Consider the following 19,679-nt stretch of genomic DNA (forward strand, 5'->3'; position numbering starts at 1 on the left):
AGGAGTAGGACAGAAATAAATTTTTAAGAAAATATTATTTCTGTCCCACTCCCTTTCATTATGCTTCTTTTTTAGCAAAGTGAATATTCTTTAATGTAAGGGTAACGACTAATCCTAGAAAGCCAATCAAGGCACTTGTGTATGTCACTGCATGTACTGATAGATGTGATACGACTAAACCACCGATTATACCACCCATTCCGATACCTGCGTTTAAGCTAGACATGTTCCAACTCATCACCTGGCTTGTATCTCCTTCAACATGTTCTATAAGACCACTCTGCACTGCAGGATTCGTACTCCATTGCATAATATTCCAAACAAATAATCCGATTAATAACATGATCGTACCTGATAGAATGAAATTTAAGACAAGCATCATAACGATAAATATCGTAATAGAGATGATTAACCAACGCTTACTTGTCCATTTATCTGCAAAGATACCTCCCAATGATGTACCTATCACACCGGCAACACCATTAATTAGTAATGCAAGTGATACAAATGACATTTCATGACCATTTGATAAAATCAGTGGGTTAATATATACAAATGTGACTGAGTTCGCTACTAAAATTAAAAATGTAATTATAATGAATTTTGCTACTTCAGCTGGACGTAATACTTTAGATATTACCTGATTAGAATGGTCAGCGTCTGTATGATTAGCATGACTCAGTTCATGTTCTTTAGGTAAATACAACATCATTAGTATACCTACAATGACACTGACAGCCACAATAAATATAAAAGTAAAACGCCAACCTACCCAATCGCCTATTAATGTTCCAATAGGTACACCAAATACATTGGCACCACTAAATCCTGAATAGACAACACCAATCATCTTACCTCGATTTTTAGGTGAAGTTAACATTGCAGTCAACGCAAGTACTTTAACAATAATGAGTGATGCTGCTGCAGAGGACAGAATACGTCCTATCACTAAAATAGTGAAATTAGGCGCTATTGCTATAATTAAATTCCCTATAATAAAAGTCACTAATGTCCAAAGTAATATCGATTTAGCTTTAAAACGTTGCGTCACTTTAACCAGAATCGGTCCACAAATGGCAAATGTTAAAGCATATAACGTAACAAGTTGGCCAATGACGGCTTCAGATACATGTAAATCATGGCTCATTAAATTCATAATACCTGCTACCATCATCTCGACCATACCAACGATAAACACACTAAAAATGAAAGTAACGATACGCATCATCGACATTTTTCATATCCCCCTTTCATAAATTTTCAATGTTTATAGCATAAAAAAACAGCTACAAACCCATTTAACTAAGATAAGTAACTGTTTCATTATATAATATTTTTTCATTATTTTGTTTGTCAGGAAATCAAAAGTTTAAAACTTTTCTTCATTAACTTGACTTAATGTCTGTATTTCTTGCTATTAATTGGTGTCTTGCATTGAAGAATTGGCCGTAGCTCATGTATGTAGCAAGGAGTGCAGACATGATCGTAGCTGTTGTATGGATGAATACCACTAACAATTGGAATTTAATAGCTTGTAATGGCGGCACCCCACCGATAATCAATCCTGTCATCATACCTGGTATAGACACAAGCCCATATGTTTTAACGGAATCAATCGTTGGCACGATAGCTAATCTAATACTTTCTCTAATTGATGATTTAGAAGCAAGTTTCGGTGTCGCTGCTAACGTTAATTTAGATTCTATTTCGGAAACATCTTGTACAAATGCACGATCTAAATTTTGATAGGCTAAATTAATCGCAATTAAACCATTATTGGCTAACATCCCACCTATTGGAATCACTTCATTAGCAGTAAAATCAATGGTCCCTGTTGCAATCGTACCTGCTAGTGGCAATGCAGTACCTACAAATATTGCAACAAATGAAATCCAAAACACATGATGCATCACTGGGGATGCACGTTGAATGGTATTCCAAGATGCATTAATGATTATCACTAACACACATAAGATAAGTAACCATTTATCATTTATTTTAAAAATATAATGTAGTAAGAAGCCAAGAATGAGCAATTGAATGGTCGCTCTTATCGTTGCTACCACTAAATCTTTAATAATATGTAAGCCTTCCTTATAAGAAATGAGGATAGGAATAAACAGTAACAACGCTGTTAAACATAATGCCGTATTACTCATGTTGATTCAACTCCTCTATCTTATCAATTTCACCATCAATGATTGTCATTCTCTTTTGAAAATGTCTCATACTTTGGTCATCGCTATGTGTAATCCATAAAATCGCTATACCTTCTTCAGCCATTTTAAAAATAATATCTTCTACGCGTTCTTTATTATGTGTATCTAAAGCACTTGTCGATTCATCTAATAATAAGACTTCGGGTTCAAACATTAATTGTCGTGCAATTGTGATACGTTGTTTTTCCCCTCCTGACATATGTTCAATTTCTGCAGATAAATCATAGTCTCCTAGGCCTACTTTTTCTAAAAGGTTAAGTGCTTTATCTTTATCAAATGCTTGGTTTCTCGCTTCTGAAGGAAACTTCATATTATCTTCAATCGTTGTACCAATCATCTCACTTTGTTGCATTAAGTAACTTACCTTCATACGAATACTTTCAGGTGTGTAGTCATGATAAGGTTTGCCGTTTAAATACAATGTGCCCGATGTAGGTTCAATCAAATGATTAAGTTGCTTTAAAAGTGTACTCTTGCCACTTCCTGAAGGACCAATAATCGCTATAGTATCACCTTTATCCACCTTAAAATTAATATCCTTTAAAATTGTTCGGTGATCCGCTTCGTAAGTTAAATGTTCAATTTCTAATAACATGTTACACGCTCCTTTAAATCCCATTACACTACTCATTCCCATTTTTCCACGTTAAATAACAATATAATTAATTTTTATGATAATTTAAATTATAAAAAAAGAGAATGTGCTTTTATACACATCCTCTCATTATTTCTTTCTAAAATTTTATAAAGTAAATAAAATCACAACAAAAGATATCGCGTTGTTAATCATATGCAGGGCTATTGAAGCTGCTAAATTACGTTTCGTAAGATGATAAGCAGCTACGAAACCACTTGCCATAATTACATAAGGTCCTAATTCAAATGGAGATTGCGCTTCTGTTACATGTACCCCTGCAAACATCAGAATCGAAACCACATACATCAAACCATATGTTAATTTCTTACCTAACTCGTGAATTAATAAGTGTCTGAATAACAGTTCCTCTACTATAGGTGTCACAATGACAATATCTAAAAACAATACCGGCCACATCCATGCAGAAGTAAACATTTTTTCTAACATTTTATTATTTTCTGTATCACTAAACTGATATTTCTCTGGTAAAAATTCAACCATTATACCATACAACATATTCAATATGTACATGATAACGATAATGATGATTAAAGTTACTATATATTTTTTAAGATCTTTCACTCTTTGAATAGCTAATGGAATAAGTGTCTTTCGATGCATTAAATAAAATAATAATAGGACTAAACACATTCCAATGAAACCAAATACAGTAGCAAAATTGATACCAATCTCATTAATCCTACTATCAGATTTGATTTCCAGTGACATCGCAACGATGGTACCAATCATCATACCAATCATCGGAAATACGTATTGTCCCACAATGAGGTAAGCAACTATAAGCCAGAAATCTCTTTTAACTATCTTCTTGGACGCAAATTCATTTTTGTGTTGCTGTGAATCTAAGGGTTGTTGTGTGGATTGGTTTTCCATAAAAAACTCCTTTTCACTCTTGAATTAGTTTTACATAATTAACATTTTGAATACCATGATGATAAATAACACGCCTTGTATCCCCGACTGATAAAGATATGCGGCGGCTAGATTCATACCTGATTTAATATAAATCAATGTTGAACCTATTGCCATTATTAAAAATGGTAACATTTCCCACACACTCATCATATCGTACACATGAACCAAAGTCTCAATCATAATAGAAAGTATGATAGTCACAGTAGTAGGCCATATCTTACTTAATTCATGTATGATGAGATGCTTATAAATGATTACCTCCAACATTGGACGTAAGATAACCATTGAAATCATGGTAAAACATAGCGCTGATGGATAATGAAATAATCCCTCAACTCTTCTTTCGTATTGAGTTGGCCCTATACCCAATATGTTAAAGAGCCATCGCAATATACACATTACTATCATTACACCGATAATCATTAACAATATATGTAAGGTCTTGTTTCGTCCAAAATGAAATTGCCTTTTCATGACTTGAGCAATATCAAATTTATGCATCGCAAAAAAGATAAATAATACTAAAAATTGAGCTAAGACAAATCCTATGCTCAAAGATAAGTTATATAAAAACTGGGCTGGTGGCTTTTGGGTGATCATAGCTGTTAATCCTAGTGTGCCAAACACTACGATAATAGGTACCACCATTTGAAATAATATGTATAACGGTATCATTAAAAAATCTTTTTTCATGATTTTGGGTTGGTTCCAAATGTCATGTTGTCTTTGTTGTTGGTTCATGTGTCACCTCCTCCATCGCATTCTATCATAATTACTTTATCATTTTATTATTCATATTAATACATTATTTAAGTTAAATTTCCTTATATAAATATTTCATAAACTTATACAATTAAAATTCTACAATATAAATTTAACCGGTTTCATTGTAAAACATAAAGAAAAGTGTATCATAGTGTTGGAGTAATGATTAAGGGGGGCATTTTAATGAGTGTATTGACTACAATGCAGTTTATCGTCAACATCATTATTATGATTTTTTTATTGGGTGCATTATTGCTAGGTATCATCTGGCTAATCAAAGATAAAAGACAAACACAACACAGTGTGTTAAGAAACTATCCACTATTAGCACGTATTAGATACCTTTCAGAAAAAATGGGACCTGAACTTAGACAATATTTATTTTCTGGTGATAATGAAGGCAAACCATTCTCTCGTACAGATTATAAAAATATTGTATTAGCGGGGAAATATAATTCAAGAATGACTAGTTTTGGGACAATGTCAGATTATAAAGATGGTTTTTACATACAAAATACTATGTTTCCATTACAAGCGAGTGAATTAAAAGTTGATAATACGACACTACTTTCAACTTTTATTTATCAAATCGAGAATGAACGCTTATTTAGTCGTGATGAGCATCGTAAAGGCAAACAGATTGACCCGTTCTACTTAACTGATGACAATGCAGTGGTTCTTGGTGAACATCTAGAACATCCTTATAAAATTAAACGTTTAGTCGGCCAATCAGGTATGAGTTACGGTGCCTTAGGTAAAAACGCTATCTCAGCATTATCTAAAGGTTTATCTAAAGCTGGCACATGGATGAACACAGGTGAAGGTGGCCTATCAGATTATCATCTTAAAGGTGATGGTGATATCATATTCCAAATTGGACCTGGGTTATTCGGTGTTAGAGATAAAGAAGGTAATTTCAGTAAAGAACAATTTAAAACAGTTGCCGAACGTAAGAATGTACGTGCTTTTGAATTAAAATTAGCACAAGGTGCAAAAACTCGTGGTGGACATATGGAAGGTAATAAAGTAAATGAAGAAATTGCTAAAATACGTAATGTAGAACCATTTAAAACCATTAACTCACCAAACCGTTTCGAATTTATTCATAATACTACAGACTTACTCAATTGGGTAGACGATATACAACAGTTAGGCCAAAAGCCTGTTGGATTTAAAATTGTTGTCAGTCGTGTTGAAGAGATCGAGACACTAGTCAAAACCATGGTGGAACTCGATAAATACCCAAGCTTCATCACTGTTGACGGAGGTGAAGGTGGTACGGGTGCAACATTCCAAGAACTTCAAGATGGTGTTGGATTACCTTTACTAACCGCCCTACCTATTGTTTCTGGCATGTTAGAGAAATATGGCGTACGAGATCGTATGAAAATTTTCGCATCTGGTAAACTGATCACACCAGATAAAATTGCTATTGCTTTAGGATTAGGTGCCGATCTAGTTAATATCGCGCGTGGTATGATGATTAGTGTAGGTTGTATCATGAGTCAACAATGTCATATGAATACATGTCCTGTAGGTGTTGCTACAACTGATCCAAAGAAAGAAAAAGGATTAATTGTTGATGAAAAGCAATACCGTGTAACTAACTATGTCACTAGTTTACATGAAGGTTTATTTAATATTGCTGCAGCTGTAGGCGTATCAAGTCCAACAGAAATCACTGCAGACCATATCATTTATCGAAAATTAGATGGTGGCACACAAACCATCCACGATTACAAATTAAAATTAATTTCATAATATGGTGTACATACAAGGCGATTACTTTACAAGTGGTCGCCTTTTTCAGTGCTTTTATCATAGACGCTCATCTATATAGATGTTAATCTATATATGTTTTGGAGGTCATTATGTCATATCAACAATTAGCATCTATATTAAAGGTATTATCTGATGAAAACCGATTGGAAATTCTAGATATTTTATCATGTGGTGAACTATGTGCGTATGATTTACTACAACATTTTCAAATTTCCCAACCTACCTTAAGTCATCACATGAAAGTTTTAGTTACATATCAATTTGTCTCAATCAGAAAAGAAGGCAATAAACGTTTTTATCAATTAAATCATGAATTTTACACACAAATCATTGATAATCTAAACCTTATTAATACAACACATGATCAGTGTATATGTCAGTCAGTGAAACGAGATGATCAATCATGATGACCATTCTTGCTATCGTCATATTCCTTATCACACTCGTCTTTGTAATTTGGCAACCTAAAGGATTAGATATTGGTATTACTGCTGTCATTGGTGCCATCGCCGCAATCATTACAGGTGTTGTTAGCCTTTCAGATGTGGTTGAAGTAACTCAAATTGTTTGGAATGCCACATTAACCTTTGTTGCAATTATATTAATATCGTTAATTCTAGACCAAATCGGCTTTTTCGAGTGGGCAGCATTGCATATGGTGCGAGCATCTAAAGGTAATGGTCTCATGATGTTTGTTTTAATCATGGTTCTCGGTGCAATCGTCGCTGCTTTCTTTGCCAACGACGGAGCCGCATTAATCTTAACTCCTATCGTTTTAGCTATGGTTCGTCATTTAGGATTCAATGAGAAAATGGTCTTTCCATTTATTATTGCCAGTGGATTTATTGCAGATACGACGTCGCTACCAATGATTATTAGTAATTTGGTTAATATTGTCTCAGCCGATTACTTTGGCATAGGTTTTGGTGAATATATGAGTCGTATGATGATACCTAACATATTCTCATTAACTGCCAGTATCGTCGTTTTATGGATTTATTTCAGAAAATCAATTCCAAAACGTGTCGATACCACTCATATCAATCATCCGTCATCTGCCTTAAAAGATTTACGTCTATTCCGAATCTCTTGGATTGTCCTTGTAGTATTGATGATTGGTTATTTTGTAAGTGAATGGCTACAAATACCTGTTTCATTGATTGCAGGTGCCATTGCTATCATATTTGTATTACTCGCAAGACAATCGAATGCTGTTCATACGAAACAAGTCATTAAAGGCGCACCATGGAATATTGTCATCTTTTCAATTGGCATGTATTTAGTCGTTTTCGGCTTGAAAAATGCCGGTATCACAACTATATTAGCTCATACACTTTCAAACATTTCAGTTCATGGTTTATTCGCTAGTATTATGAGTATGGGCTTTATTTCAGCTATTCTTTCTTCAATTATGAACAATTTACCAACTGTCTTAATTGATGCGATTGCAATTGGTCAGTCAGGCGTATCTCATTCACTCAAAGAAGGTATGATCTATAGTAATGTGATTGGTTCAGATTTAGGTCCTAAAATCACACCAATAGGTTCACTTGCGACATTATTATGGTTACATGTATTAGCACAAAAAGGCGTCAAAATTTCTTGGGGAACATACTTTAAAACAGGTGTCGTAATCACCATTCCAGTCTTATTCTTCACGTTATTAGGACTATATTTAACACTAATCATTTTTTAATAAGGAGTTCTAAGCATGGCAAAGAAAATCATTTATTTCATCTGTACTGGTAATTCGTGTCGTAGTCAAATGGCTCATGGCTTTGCTGACAATATATTAGATTCAAATTGGGATGTATATTCAGGTGGTATTGAAACACATGGTGTGAATCCAAAGGCTATCGAAGCGATGAAAGAAGTCAATATCGATATTTCACATCATACATCCGATTTAATACAACAAGATATTCTAGATCGTGCTGATTTAGTTGTTACATTGTGTAGCCATGCAGATCAACATTGTCCAACATTACCACCTTCAGTTAAGAAAGAACATTGGGGTTTCGACGATCCAGCTGGTAAAGATTGGTCAGAATTCCAACGTGTTAGAGATGAAATTAAAGCCGCTATTGAAGACTTTAGTCAAAAGCAATAGAACAAATAAAATTAAGAGCCAGTACATGCGTTGCCATTTGCATGTACTGGCTCTTGTATTTTAATCATCATGATCGGTCATATTACTTTTTTCTTTTAAACCGTTACGTTTCATTTGGCTAACGGTTTTATCTAAACTTACTTTATTATTTTTACCTTTAACTGATACAAAGCCTAATTTTTTCTTCAATTGATCGATATCGGCTTTTTCATAATCGATATCTATATGTTCAACTGCTTTATCATCTTTGTAATCAATTTTGAATGATACACCTTTGTCACCTTTAAAGGCCTTCTCATCTTTCTTTAACATGTCTTTGGCTTGATCTTTATCAATACCTAAATCATCATATTTCAAAGTACCTATTGTAGATTGTTTCAGTACTTCGTCTCCTTTATATGTGAGCGACGTAATAATCTGTTTACCATTAACGTCACCCTCGAACGTTTTCGTTTGCTCTTTACTACAAGCAGCTAGTGTGATTGCGCTTAATGCGATAACCACTATAAGTGAAACTAGTTTTTTCATATGATCGCCTTCTCTCACCTGTTTGTTGGGGCAATGGTACCATTACCTGATTTATTATTGATATTAATATACCCTTATTCCATAAACATTTCCATCAATACATATCAATAAATGTGCTATGTTAAACTATAAGTAACTAATGATTGGGAGGATGATGGTATGACTGATTCAATACAATTACTGAAAGAACTGACTGCCGCCAATGGTATTGCAGGTCGAGAAATGCAAGTTAAGTCTATAATGAAAGATTATTTATCACCAGTTAGTGATGCGATTGTAGAAGATAATTTGGGTGGCATATTCGGTAAAAAGACTGCAACAAATGGTTCTAAATCTATTTTAATATCAGGACATATGGATGAAGTGGGTTTCTTAGTAACCAAAATTGATAAAGATGGCTTTTTATCTTTTAATCCAATTGGTGGTTGGTGGAACCAAGTGATGCTTTCTCAAAAAGTCACTGTTACAACAGATGATGGTAAAGCATTAAGAGGTATTATTGGTTCTAAGCCACCACATATTCTTTCACCTGAAGAACGTAAGAAAACCGTAGATATTAAAAATATGTATATCGATATTGGTGTGAATAGTAAGGAAGAAGCTGAACAAGCCGGTGTGTCTGTTGGCAATATGGTCACACCATACAGTGAATTTGAAACACTAGCGAATGATAAATATATGACTGCTAAGGCATTTGATAATCGATATGGTTGTGCATTAGCTATCGATGTTCTCAATGAATTAAAAGATGAAGCTATAGATATTAACTTATATTCGGGTGCCACAGTACAAGAAGAAGTTGGATTACGTGGTGCGAAAGTGGCTGCACAAACTATTCAACCTGACTTAGCCATTGCAGTAGACGTGGCAGTCGCATTTGATACACCAGGCATGTCTGGTCAAACAAGTGATAGTTATTTAGGTGGTGGCCCTGTTGTCATTATGATGGATGCTTCAAGCATTGCGCACGAAGGATTGCGTCAACATGTCAAAGATGTCGCCAAACAACATCATATCGACGTTCAATGGGATACAACGCCAGGTGGTGGTACAGATGCAGGTAGTATCCATGTTGCGAATGAAGGTATACCTACTATAACACTGGGTATCGCCCTGCGTTATATGCACTCTAATGTATCAGTGATTCATAAAGATGATTATGATCGTTCGGTACGTCTAGTTGCTGAAATTGTACGCTCATTAAATGATCATACGTATAACAATATCAAATGGTAAGGTAATCCTTTGGGAGGTGACTTTATGAGACTATTTGGCGCTTTAAAATGTTCTCATTGTCAACGTGAACTTAAAGAAGATGAGCCTATCTATATTAAAGTTAATGGTAAAGATCTGCATGGATATACTCAACTAAGCGGTTGGGCCGACCAACAATATAAGTTATGTGAAGCATGTGCGAAACAACTTAAATAGTATTTAAGCCAAGATGTCTGTTATTTCCTGGGACATCTTGGCTTATTATTATTAATAATTTTGCTTTATTATTTGATTGATTTTTTCCAACTATCATCACTTAACATTTCACCTGGCCATGTGTACGCCATCACGCCTCCGTCAATACGAATCGTTTCACCTGTAATAAACGAACTATCATCAGATGCTAAGAAAGTTACTAATTTACCTACTTCATCTGGTGTACCTAAGCGTCCTAATGGTGTCACCCATTTTTGATTTTCACGGAATGTTTGACCCGCTTCATCTTGAGCCGTACCAGCTAAATTATCTACTAATGGTGTTTCTATCGTGCCCGGTGCAATGGCATTAGCACGGATATTGTCACGACCATATTCAATAGCAATGGATTTCGTAAAGTTAATCACTGCACCTTTAGCAGCATTATAACCAGAACGATAAAGATCTGCTGCTTGCCCAGAGAATGAAGCTGTATTAATGATTGAACCACCATTATCCATCATTAACGGTAAAAGGAATTTCGTTACTAAGAATGTACCTCTCATATCTACACCCATAATTTTATCAAATACTTCAACTGGGTATTCATGAATACGTCCTGCACCATTATCAACACCCGCATTATTAAATAGTACATCTACATGCCCGAATTCTGATTTAATCTGATTGGCAAACGCTTGAACTTGTTGTTCATCAGAAATATCTACTTGAAATGCAGTCGCTTGTCCACCTTGTTGTTTAATATCTTCAACTGTTTGATCTAATTGATCAGAAATGTCTGAAGCCAAGACGTGTGCACCTTCTTGGGCTAATACATTGGCAGAAGCTTGACCAATACCTGTACTTGCACCTGTCACAACTGCGACTTTATTCTCTAAACGTTTCATATAACGTCACTCTCCTCAATATTTTGCTAAAATGAAATCTTACTATTGTTGTTCCACTTTCATAATAGGACTAAACGCCGTTATGACAATGATAGCGTTTTAATTCAAAATGAATATTTCATATCTCGCACATACACATCGAATTTACATTTACTAACGAATCATATATACTTCTTTTTAAATTTCAGAAAATTCTTATCATTATATGTAATATTTGCTATACTTTTAGATAATTTAACTAAGGAGTGGTTCATGAATGGCAACAAACTCAAAACAAAAACCATCAATCGTTAGTAAATTTTTAAATGGGGTCGAATGGGTTGGTAATAAATTACCTGATCCTACGGTACTCTTCTTCTTAATGTGTGTCGGACTTGCTATTATTACATGGTTCGTCTATTTATTTAATGTTTCCGTTAAACATCCAGGTAACGGTGAAACTATTCATATCAAAAGTATTCTCAGTCATGATGGCTTTGCCATGATTATGAATGATGCTATTAAAAACTTTTCTGAATTCCCTGCACTTGGCCTCGTATTAGGTGTCATGATTGGTATTGGTGCCGCTGAAAAATCTGGGTATTTCGATAAACTCATGATTTCAGTAGTAAACAGAGCACCAAAGAAGTTAATCGTTCCTACCATCATTTTAATTGGTATTGTCGGAAGTACAGCTGGTGATGCAGCAACGATTATCTTACCACCTTTAGCGGCTATGCTATTTATCAAGATTGGTTATCACCCTATCGCAGGTCTAGCAATGGCATATGCATCAGCTGTGGGCGGATTTGCTGCCAATTTAGTCGTAGGTATGCAAGATGCGTTAGTCTATTCATTTACTGAACCTGCCACAAGAATCGTCTCAGATCATATTAAAATCAATGTGGCTATGAACTGGTATTTCATTGCGGCCAGTGTAGTTGTGTTATTACCTACCATCCACTTAGTGACAACAAAGTTAATTATTCCTAGGCTTGGTAAATATGATGATTCAGATGCACACGATGACATGGAAGAGACGTCTTCTCACATCACACCTATAGAGAAAAAGGCATTATTTTGGGCAAATATGAGTTTTATCGTCTTACTTGTATTACTCATCATTTGTGCTATCCCAGAACATAGTTTTTTAAGAAATGCTAAAACAGGTAGTCTACTTGATGATGCACCTTTAATTAATGGTGTCGGCCTCATTATCTTAGTCATCTTCTTAGTACCGGGCGTGATATACGGCGTCTTAAGTCATGAAATTAAAAATACTAAGGATTTAGGACAAATGATTACTGATTCAATGTCATCTATGGGTTCATTCATTGTCATTGTATTCTTTGCAGCACAACTACTCGCATTCCTAGAATGGAGTAACCTTGGTGTGATTACAGCAGTCAAGGGTGCCAAATTACTACAACATCAAAATGGTATTGTACTGATTATTGGTGTCATCTTCCTAAGTGCACTCGTCAATATGCTAGTGGGTAGCGCCTCTGCTAAATGGGGTATCTTAGCACCTATCTTTGTGCCAATGCTCATTTTAGTCGGCTTCCACCCTGCCTTTACACAGGCTATATACCGAGTAGGTGATTCCATTACCAATCCAATTACACCAATGATGCCTTACCTACCGTTGTTGTTATCTTATGCTCAAAAGTATGATAAAAACATGAAACTCGGCACCCTACTTTCAAGTCTAATGCCATATTCAATCGCCTTAACGATTGTATGGACACTATTCACACTCATTTGGTTCTTACTAGGTATTCCAGTCGGACCTGGTGGACCACTACATGTAAAATAAATAGAATGCATCATCTTAAAGTCACTTCCAACAGACATGGAAGTGGCTTATTTTCAAGTACAATTAATAAAGAAAACATGTTGAACTTAGACAATCTTTTTTGATTTACAAAAAGATGAAATTTTCTTAGAAAAATACCTTAAAATTCTTTTCATTTTATATAACTCATGTAAAATAAAATTAAACAGGGGTATGACAATTGTTCCCATAAAACATAGGAGGCAGTGATGGAAGAACGTATTGGTTTAATAGATATTGGTTCAAATACCATTCGTCTTGTTATTTTTGGATTTGATAAAGACACAGGCTTGAATGAAATACTGAATATTAAGACACCCGCACGTCTAAGTCAGTATTTAACTAAAGATAACGACATGAACGGTGAAGGGATTCAAGTACTTACAGACGCGTTAAGTAGCTTTAATAAAGTAGCAACGAAATTCAAAGTAGACGAATTACATCCAATTGCAACAGCAGCGATTCGTCAATCAAATAATCAACAAGATATTATCAAAAAAGTTAAAAAAGACACAGGGGTAGAGATTAAAATTGTCCCTGAAGAAGATGAAGCGTTTTACGGTTATTATGCCATTTCGCATACAACTGATATTGAAAATGGTGTCTCCGTCGATATCGGGGGCGGATCTACAGAGGTCACTTTATTTAAAGATAAAAAATTAAAGGCTGCAAATAGCTTTCCATTTGGTGTTGTCTCACTCAAACGTCAATTCTTTGGTGATAAAGATCATAATGATAAATCAGCGATTAAAAGTATGGAGAAATTCTTATCAGAGCAATTCGGTCAACTTGACTGGCTTAATGATCAAGATGTCGCACTCGTTGGCGTAGGTGGCTCAGCACGAAATGTAGCTCGAATTCATCAATCAGAACATTCTTACCCTATCGGTGGCGTTCATAACTACACGATGTCCGATAGAGATATCGAGGAAGTCTATGATTTAATTCGAAAAAGCTCAAGAGACGACTTAACAAATCTAGACGGATTAAGTCGCGACCGTGTAGATATTATCTTACCTGCCGTTTCAGTCTTTAAAACACTATACAAGAAAGTGGATGCGACACAATTTACATTCTCTAGAAAAGGTATTCGTGAAGGTTATGTAATGAATCTCATTCGCCAACGTTATCCAGAAGAATTTTCAAAAGATAATGTAAGACAAGATGCTTTACGCCATTTAGCAAACGAATATCACATTGAAGAAAGCAGTGCTAATCGTCGTCTTAAACTAGCAGAATCACTATTATCACAACTATTAAAACGTTCAGATCTTAAATTAAGCGACAAAGATAAAGAGCTCTTCGTTGAAGGTGCGTATCTTTATTATCTAGGTAGCTTTATCGATTCTGATTCAAGTTCACCACATACCTACTATCTAATTGCTAACTCAATGATCAACGGCTTTTCACATAAAGATCGTGTGAAGTTAGCATTACTTGCAAGTTTTAAAAATAAATCACTACTTAAGTTCTACTGCAAAGAAACACATTGGTTCGGTAGTAAAGAGACCGAAACGATTCAATCCTTAGGTGGTATTATCAAATTTGTGAATGCACTCAATATTTCTCATACAAGCTTTGTTGAAGAAGTTGAACTCAAAGCGAAGAAAGACGATAAATATGAGCTTCACGTGTTCTACAAAGGGGAACCCATCGCCGAAGAATATCAAGCAAATCGTCAGAAAAAGCATATTGAAAAGATATTAAAAGGTAAAGTAACGATCGTCTTTACAAAATCTTAATAATTGTATGATATTTTTAAACTATATGAGTATATAAAAAACGATGAGGTGTTTTAAGCGTATGCAAACTCAATTGGGAGAAAAGGATATTAATTTACCACAATACTATAACAACCGGGAGTTAAGTTGGTTAGACTTTAACTATAGAGTTTTAGAAGAAGCCTATGATTTTAGTAATCCACTACTCGAGAAATTAAATTTCGTATCAATTTTTAGTTCAAATTTAGATGAATTTTTCATGGTGCGTGTTGCAGGACTCAAAGATCAGGTCAAAATGGGCTATGATAAACCTGAAAACAAAGCACAAATGACACCTCAAGAGCAATTAGAAGCTATTAAAAAGAAAAATACAGAGTATGTTAACATTCAATACAATCGCTACAATGAATTAATTGAAGAGTTGCGTAACTATGAAATTGAAATGGCTCAACCTGAGGACTTATCAGAATCTCTTTTAACTAGACTAGAGAATGAATTTAGAACGAAAATTCTACCTACATTAACGCCATTAGGTATAGATGCCTATCATCCATTTCCAAAATTGAATAATAAAAGTTTAAATATCTTTGTAGATATCGATACGGAAGATGCAATTAATTCAGCAATTGTTCAGATTCCATCATTAATACCTAGATTTTTAACTTTAAACGAGGGGTATAAGCAATATGTGTTAATGGTTGAAGATGTTGTTACATTCTTTATTAATCAACTGTTCGTTGGTTACGAAGTATTAAATACATTTGCTTTCCGTATCACAAGAAATGCAGATTTAACAATTCACGAAGACGGTGCAGAAGACTTATTAATTGAAATAGAACGCTTCTTAAAAGAACGTAAAAGTGGTTCAGCCGTACGTTTAGAAGTGGATGGTCGTACTGCTGTCCGTGAAGATATTGGTTGGATTATGGATCAACTTGAAGTTAAAGATGACGACGTCTATTTTGTAGACGGTCCTTTAGATTTAACTTTCTTATTTGGTTTAGTTGATCACTTATCTCACAAGTTAAGTTATTTAACTTACGATAAATACACACCACAAGTGCCTCGTTCACTTGGCTATAACAACATTTATCAATTAGCTTTGGAACGTGACATTTTCTTCCATCATCCTTATGAATCATTTGAACCTATTGTCGATTTTATTAGAGAAGCTGCCGAAGATCCAAATACCATTGCGATTAAACAAACGTTATATCGTGTAAGTAAAGATTCCCCTATTATCAAGAGCTTGAAAGAAGCTGCCGAAAAAGGTAAACAAGTGACGGTACTTGTAGAATTAAAAGCACGTTTCGACGAAGAAAATAACGTTCATTGGGCACGTATGTTAGAAGATGCGGGTTGCCATGTGATTTATGGTATGACTCATCTGAAAACACATAGTAAAATCGCATTAGTCGTGAAGAAAATTGCTGGTGAATTAACATCATTTGTACATCTTGGTACAGGAAACTATAATGACAAAACTGCTAAATTATATACTGATATGGGTATTATTACGACGAACAACGAAATTGCAGAAGATGCGATTAACTTCTTTAATTACTTAAGTGGCTATTCGGTTAAACCACAATATAACAAGTTGATTGTGGCACCATTTGATATACGAGATGTCTTTATTGATCGCATTGATAAAGAGATTAGTAGTCATTTAGAACATGGTAATGGGAAAATCATGATGAAGATGAACTCATTAACAGATAAAGCAATTATTGAAAAATTATTTGAAGCATCACAAGCTGGTGTGAAAATCCAATTAATTATTCGTGGTATTTGTTGTTTAAAACCAGGCATCCCTGGCATCAGTGAAAATATTGAAGTTGTAAGTATCGTTGGTAGATTACTTGAACATTCTCGAATTTATTACTTCCATAATAATGGAGACGAACGTATCTACCTATCATCAGCCGATGTAATGACACGTAATATGATCAAACGTGTAGAAATCTTATTCCCTGTTGAAGATAAAAACATTGCCGCACGTTTATTAGACTTTATGAACTTACAGTTATCAGATAACCAAAAAGGTCGTTATCAAGATCAATATGGTAATTATCATTATATCGAAAATAATTCGTCACCATTAAATTCTCAAGCCTACTTGATGCAAATTGCACTTAAATATGGACAAGAATTAAAACGACAAAGCGCGCAACCATCTGGTCGTGCCGTGCGTTCTAAACGTGGTGGCAGTTGGGTCAGTCGTTTACGCGATACGCTCAAACGTTAATATGATATATAAATTAAGGGTTGGAACGTCGTCGTTCCAGCCCTTTTACTTATTTTTCAGGATATTCATACCAATGTTTTAAAAATTGATATAGTACTTCACTATATTTTTTAAGTTCTTCATTTTGTATTTTTTCATTAACGCTATGCGCTTCTTCTAGACTGCCCGGTCCATATAAGATGGTTGGAATATCAAAATGTGCAATCCAACCACCATCAGTCACTGTCGTACTCATACCATGTTTTAATGGTGCTTGATGTACTGTTTGGTGTGCTTGTTGTAATTGATGAAAACCAGGGTGATCTACTGGGACTGTAAAGCTAGGGAATATTTCTCCCTTATCTTCAATCATAGATGTACCGCCCCACTCAAACTCAAGTGGATTGTCCTTTAGCCACACATCAGCTTGCGCCACACGATTTAAATAATCTTCGATCTCAGTTACTACATCTTCGTATGACTCATTTGGCAAATAATGTACTGTAATCCATAATCGACATTCATCAGCAATAAATGCTGGGTGTCTGCCACCCTCAATCACAGCAGGATTAATGGTATTGGCCCCTGCTGGCATATCTGGATAATGCTTCATTACAGCCCAATGTCGTTCGAGTTCATTCAATGCTTGGATGATTTTAGTCATTTTTTCAATGGCACTCGCACCAAATAACCCACCACCTGCGTGAATCGTTTGATGACGGGCACCATCATGTATTGTATTCTTGCTTTTAACTGTAATCCAGCCTGTAATGACACCACCCTGTCCTAGCGCTTGATTCTCACTAGTATCTAATACAAGCGCTAGATCACCTTTAGATCCTACTTCACACGCACGTTTAGTACCTGCTTCTCCTACTTCTTCACCAACCACTGACTGAACAATAATGTCACCTTTAGGTCGATGTCCTTCTTGATGTAATCGTTCTAAAACATAAAATAAAGATGACATGCCACCTTTCATATCACTGACACCTCTACCATATAACCAATCTTGGTGCTCCGTAAGTTGGAATGGTGGATACGTCCAGTATTGATCATCTTCTACAGAGGCAACATCGATATGACCGTTTAAAATTAATTTAGGTGCTTGGGCATCTGTGCCTTTAAGCGTGCCAATGACCACACTATCATGCTCATACATTGCTTCACGTTGTATGGTAAAGCCAAGCTGTTTTAACAATTGTACGATATCGTCTTGTAATGGATCTGTGTTCCGACCTGGTGGACTTTCCGTATGATAACTGACTAACCATTCTAATAACTCAAATTGACGTTGATTCAATTTACATCCCGTCCTTCATGTAAAATGATTTTATAAAAACGTTTACAATTTAAGTCTATCATGGTTATGATTCGAATTAAATATTATACAGGTCTTACAGTTACTTCGTTAACATTCACATGACTAGGTTGTGTTAATGCATAAATGGCAGCATCAGCAATATTTTGTGCTTCTAACTTTTTACGACCATTAAAGTCGTAATGCTCTGTTAATGGTGTTTCAACCATACCTGGTGAAATGCTAGTGACTTTGACACCTGTTTTAGCTAATTCTTTTTCTAATCCTTGAGTGATTGTATGCACTGCCGCTTTCGTAGCACTGTATATCGCACTACCTTTCGTTACTTCAAATCCTGAAATAGATGCGATATTGATAATATGACCACTTGATTGTTCTAATAATGTTGGTAATGCCGCTTGTACTGTATATAACGTTCCTTTAACATTCACATCAATCATTGAATCCCAATCTTCTACTTTATAATCTGTGATTTTAGAGGATTTCATTTGACCTGCACTATTTACAACGATGTCTAATCCACCAAAGCTTGTTTTAGCAGTATCAATTAATGATTCTACTTCACATTGATTAGTTACATCTGTAGCTACCACTTTAACTTGATTGCTATCAAATTTTGTAGCAACTGCATTGAGTTTATCTGTATTTCTTCCAGCTAAAACAACTTTAACACCTTGATCTCCTAGAGCAGTTGCGATTGCTTCACCAATACCACTTCCTGCACCTGTAACGACTGCAACTTTATCTTTTAATTGATTCATCTTCAAAACTCCTTTTTATTTATCATTATTTTATAATTACCAATGACACTACTAAGTTAAACGTTTGTGAATTCTTTTCATTACTTAGCATGTTTCAAACATTTGAAAATCATGATTGTAAAAATCATTTATAAGTTATAAAGTTAATGTGTAACTATCATACATGTTTTGGAATTATAGGGGGCAAATAATGACTTTTCATGATCGTATATTAAAATTAAGAGAACACAATCATCGCACGGCATTTAAATTTCGTTTCGAAGACTTATTTAGTAAAGAAGAATGGTTAGAGATGTCTATCGCTGATCAAAAATCTGCAGAAAAGCAATTCCAACGTGACATTAATCAAATGAGTGATGTCAGAATGCCATTCGCTAGTGTAGATAAAGCAAAAAACAAAATGTTCAATCTTATCTATGCCTATAACGGTATTAAAAAGAACTTTAAAGTCGTAGAAGACCAACAACATTCAAAATAATTCAAAAAAGACCGTACCTCATTTGAGATACGGTCTTTATAAACATTTCCAGAATTATACGGG

General features: G+C 34.9%; 19 protein-coding genes. 10 read left to right on the forward strand and 9 right to left on the reverse strand.

Features of this window, described 5'->3' with window-relative positions; genetic code table 11:
* Positions 1-58 precede the first annotated feature (58 nt).
* The 5 genes from ACZ267_RS01470 to lnsB all read right to left on the reverse strand — a co-directional run bounded on the left by ACZ267_RS01470 (position 59) and on the right by lnsB (position 4,533).
* Complete coding sequence (locus ACZ267_RS01470; protein WP_047211062.1) at positions 59-1,234, reverse strand: MFS transporter; 1,176 nt, start codon at positions 1,232-1,234, stop codon at positions 59-61.
* A 151-nt stretch (positions 1,235-1,385) separates the two neighbouring features.
* A complete protein-coding gene (locus ACZ267_RS01475) occupies positions 1,386-2,159 on the reverse strand; it encodes an ABC transporter permease (protein WP_047211063.1) in 774 nt (257 codons plus the stop codon).
* Complete coding sequence (locus ACZ267_RS01480) at positions 2,152-2,814, reverse strand: ABC transporter ATP-binding protein (protein ID WP_047211064.1); 663 nt, start codon at positions 2,812-2,814, stop codon at positions 2,152-2,154. Before ACZ267_RS01480 ends, ACZ267_RS01475 begins: the two co-directional genes overlap by 8 nt.
* A 147-nt stretch (positions 2,815-2,961) precedes the next feature.
* Entirely contained in the window at positions 2,962-3,750 is a 789-nt protein-coding gene (locus ACZ267_RS01485) for a CPBP family glutamic-type intramembrane protease (RefSeq protein WP_058714562.1), read from the reverse strand.
* A gap of 30 nt (positions 3,751-3,780) precedes the next feature.
* Positions 3,781-4,533, reverse strand: coding sequence for a CPBP family lipoprotein N-acylation protein LnsB (gene lnsB, locus ACZ267_RS01490; RefSeq protein WP_047211066.1), 753 nt, complete (start codon positions 4,531-4,533; stop codon positions 3,781-3,783).
* A 207-nt stretch (positions 4,534-4,740) separates the two neighbouring features.
* On the opposite strand from lnsB, the gene ACZ267_RS01495 reads away from it, so the two are divergent.
* The 4 genes from ACZ267_RS01495 (at position 4,741) to arsC (ending at position 8,449) form a co-directional block, all read left to right on the forward strand.
* Positions 4,741-6,318 (forward strand): FMN-binding glutamate synthase family protein, encoded by a 1,578-nt coding sequence (locus tag ACZ267_RS01495; RefSeq protein WP_079448974.1) that lies wholly within the window; start codon positions 4,741-4,743, stop codon positions 6,316-6,318.
* Between the two features lie 110 nt (positions 6,319-6,428).
* A complete protein-coding gene (locus ACZ267_RS01500) occupies positions 6,429-6,746 on the forward strand; it encodes an ArsR/SmtB family transcription factor (protein WP_047211068.1) in 318 nt (105 codons plus the stop codon).
* The gene (gene arsB / locus ACZ267_RS01505) at positions 6,746-8,035 is read left to right on the forward strand and encodes an arsenite efflux transporter membrane subunit ArsB (protein WP_079448993.1); all 1,290 of its coding nucleotides are present in this window, start codon (positions 6,746-6,748) and stop codon (positions 8,033-8,035) included. The genes ACZ267_RS01500 and arsB overlap by 1 nt, the downstream gene beginning before the upstream one ends.
* Before the next feature lie 15 nt (positions 8,036-8,050).
* Positions 8,051-8,449 carry an arsenate reductase (thioredoxin) gene (gene arsC, locus ACZ267_RS01510; protein WP_002467075.1) on the forward strand — a complete coding sequence of 133 codons (399 nt, stop codon included), beginning with the start codon at positions 8,051-8,053 and terminating at the stop codon, positions 8,447-8,449.
* A 60-nt stretch (positions 8,450-8,509) separates the two neighbouring features.
* Here arsC and ACZ267_RS01515 read toward each other — a convergent pair whose 3' ends face one another.
* The gene (locus ACZ267_RS01515) at positions 8,510-8,977 is read right to left on the reverse strand and encodes a YehR family lipoprotein (RefSeq protein WP_015364708.1); all 468 of its coding nucleotides are present in this window, start codon (positions 8,975-8,977) and stop codon (positions 8,510-8,512) included.
* 159 nt (positions 8,978-9,136) lie between these two features.
* Here ACZ267_RS01515 and ACZ267_RS01520 point away from each other — a divergent pair, with 159 nt between their 5' ends.
* The gene (locus ACZ267_RS01520) at positions 9,137-10,213 is read left to right on the forward strand and encodes a M42 family metallopeptidase (protein WP_002467092.1); all 1,077 of its coding nucleotides are present in this window, start codon (positions 9,137-9,139) and stop codon (positions 10,211-10,213) included.
* 24 nt (positions 10,214-10,237) lie between these two features.
* Positions 10,238-10,408 (forward strand): hypothetical protein, encoded by a 171-nt coding sequence (locus tag ACZ267_RS01525; RefSeq protein WP_171991392.1) that lies wholly within the window; start codon positions 10,238-10,240, stop codon positions 10,406-10,408.
* A gap of 68 nt (positions 10,409-10,476) precedes the next feature.
* Here the strand turns inward: ACZ267_RS01525 and ACZ267_RS01530 are convergent, their stop codons facing one another.
* Complete coding sequence (locus ACZ267_RS01530; RefSeq protein WP_047211069.1) at positions 10,477-11,295, reverse strand: SDR family oxidoreductase; 819 nt, start codon at positions 11,293-11,295, stop codon at positions 10,477-10,479.
* 256 nt (positions 11,296-11,551) lie between these two features.
* Between ACZ267_RS01530 and ACZ267_RS01535 the strand changes: the two genes are divergently transcribed.
* From ACZ267_RS01535 to ACZ267_RS01545, 3 genes are all read left to right on the forward strand, one after another.
* Positions 11,552-13,090 carry an AbgT family transporter gene (locus ACZ267_RS01535; protein ID WP_058714558.1) on the forward strand — a complete coding sequence of 513 codons (1,539 nt, stop codon included), beginning with the start codon at positions 11,552-11,554 and terminating at the stop codon, positions 13,088-13,090.
* A gap of 227 nt (positions 13,091-13,317) precedes the next feature.
* On the forward strand, positions 13,318-14,850 hold the full coding sequence (gene ppx, locus ACZ267_RS01540) for an exopolyphosphatase (RefSeq protein WP_079448975.1): 1,533 nt from the start codon (positions 13,318-13,320) through the stop codon (positions 14,848-14,850).
* 61 nt (positions 14,851-14,911) lie between these two features.
* Positions 14,912-17,077: an RNA degradosome polyphosphate kinase gene (locus ACZ267_RS01545; RefSeq protein ID WP_079448976.1), complete on the forward strand. Its 2,166-nt coding sequence runs from the start codon at positions 14,912-14,914 to the stop codon at positions 17,075-17,077.
* A gap of 49 nt (positions 17,078-17,126) precedes the next feature.
* On the opposite strand, the gene ACZ267_RS01550 is transcribed toward ACZ267_RS01545, so the two are convergent.
* On the reverse strand, positions 17,127-18,359 hold the full coding sequence (locus tag ACZ267_RS01550) for an acetylornithine deacetylase (protein WP_047211073.1): 1,233 nt from the start codon (positions 18,357-18,359) through the stop codon (positions 17,127-17,129).
* A gap of 83 nt (positions 18,360-18,442) precedes the next feature.
* The gene (locus ACZ267_RS01555) at positions 18,443-19,138 is read right to left on the reverse strand and encodes an SDR family oxidoreductase (RefSeq protein WP_079448977.1); all 696 of its coding nucleotides are present in this window, start codon (positions 19,136-19,138) and stop codon (positions 18,443-18,445) included.
* 190 nt (positions 19,139-19,328) lie between these two features.
* Between ACZ267_RS01555 and ACZ267_RS01560 the strand changes: the two genes are divergently transcribed.
* A complete protein-coding gene (locus tag ACZ267_RS01560) occupies positions 19,329-19,616 on the forward strand; it encodes a DUF1413 domain-containing protein (RefSeq protein ID WP_047211075.1) in 288 nt (95 codons plus the stop codon).
* Positions 19,617-19,679: the final 63 nt, after the last annotated feature.

It is taken from the genome of Staphylococcus sp. AC872 (genome assembly GCF_979255425.1).

What these genes read in the sequence shown, in the direction of transcription:
- arsB (WP_079448993.1), top strand. Translation starts at nt 6,746, where the DNA reads ATGACCATTCTTGCTATCGTCATATTCCTTATCACACTCGTCTTTGTA.
- ACZ267_RS01555 (WP_079448977.1), bottom strand. Translation starts at nt 19,138, where the DNA reads ATGAATCAATTAAAAGATAAAGTTGCAGTCGTTACAGGTGCAGGAAGT.
- ACZ267_RS01470 (WP_047211062.1), bottom strand. Translation starts at nt 1,234, where the DNA reads ATGTCGATGATGCGTATCGTTACTTTCATTTTTAGTGTGTTTATCGTT.
- ACZ267_RS01515 (WP_015364708.1), bottom strand. Translation starts at nt 8,977, where the DNA reads ATGAAAAAACTAGTTTCACTTATAGTGGTTATCGCATTAAGCGCAATC.
- ACZ267_RS01495 (WP_079448974.1), top strand. Translation starts at nt 4,741, where the DNA reads ATGAGTGTATTGACTACAATGCAGTTTATCGTCAACATCATTATTATG.
- arsC (WP_002467075.1), top strand. Translation starts at nt 8,051, where the DNA reads ATGGCAAAGAAAATCATTTATTTCATCTGTACTGGTAATTCGTGTCGT.
- ACZ267_RS01480 (WP_047211064.1), bottom strand. Translation starts at nt 2,814, where the DNA reads ATGTTATTAGAAATTGAACATTTAACTTACGAAGCGGATCACCGAACA.
- ACZ267_RS01530 (WP_047211069.1), bottom strand. Translation starts at nt 11,295, where the DNA reads ATGAAACGTTTAGAGAATAAAGTCGCAGTTGTGACAGGTGCAAGTACA.
- ppx (WP_079448975.1), top strand. Translation starts at nt 13,318, where the DNA reads ATGGAAGAACGTATTGGTTTAATAGATATTGGTTCAAATACCATTCGT.
- ACZ267_RS01545 (WP_079448976.1), top strand. Translation starts at nt 14,912, where the DNA reads ATGCAAACTCAATTGGGAGAAAAGGATATTAATTTACCACAATACTAT.
- ACZ267_RS01475 (WP_047211063.1), bottom strand. Translation starts at nt 2,159, where the DNA reads ATGAGTAATACGGCATTATGTTTAACAGCGTTGTTACTGTTTATTCCT.
- lnsB (WP_047211066.1), bottom strand. Translation starts at nt 4,533, where the DNA reads ATGAACCAACAACAAAGACAACATGACATTTGGAACCAACCCAAAATC.
- ACZ267_RS01485 (WP_058714562.1), bottom strand. Translation starts at nt 3,750, where the DNA reads ATGGAAAACCAATCCACACAACAACCCTTAGATTCACAGCAACACAAA.
- ACZ267_RS01520 (WP_002467092.1), top strand. Translation starts at nt 9,137, where the DNA reads ATGACTGATTCAATACAATTACTGAAAGAACTGACTGCCGCCAATGGT.
- ACZ267_RS01525 (WP_171991392.1), top strand. Translation starts at nt 10,238, where the DNA reads ATGAGACTATTTGGCGCTTTAAAATGTTCTCATTGTCAACGTGAACTT.
- ACZ267_RS01500 (WP_047211068.1), top strand. Translation starts at nt 6,429, where the DNA reads ATGTCATATCAACAATTAGCATCTATATTAAAGGTATTATCTGATGAA.
- ACZ267_RS01560 (WP_047211075.1), top strand. Translation starts at nt 19,329, where the DNA reads ATGACTTTTCATGATCGTATATTAAAATTAAGAGAACACAATCATCGC.
- ACZ267_RS01535 (WP_058714558.1), top strand. Translation starts at nt 11,552, where the DNA reads ATGGCAACAAACTCAAAACAAAAACCATCAATCGTTAGTAAATTTTTA.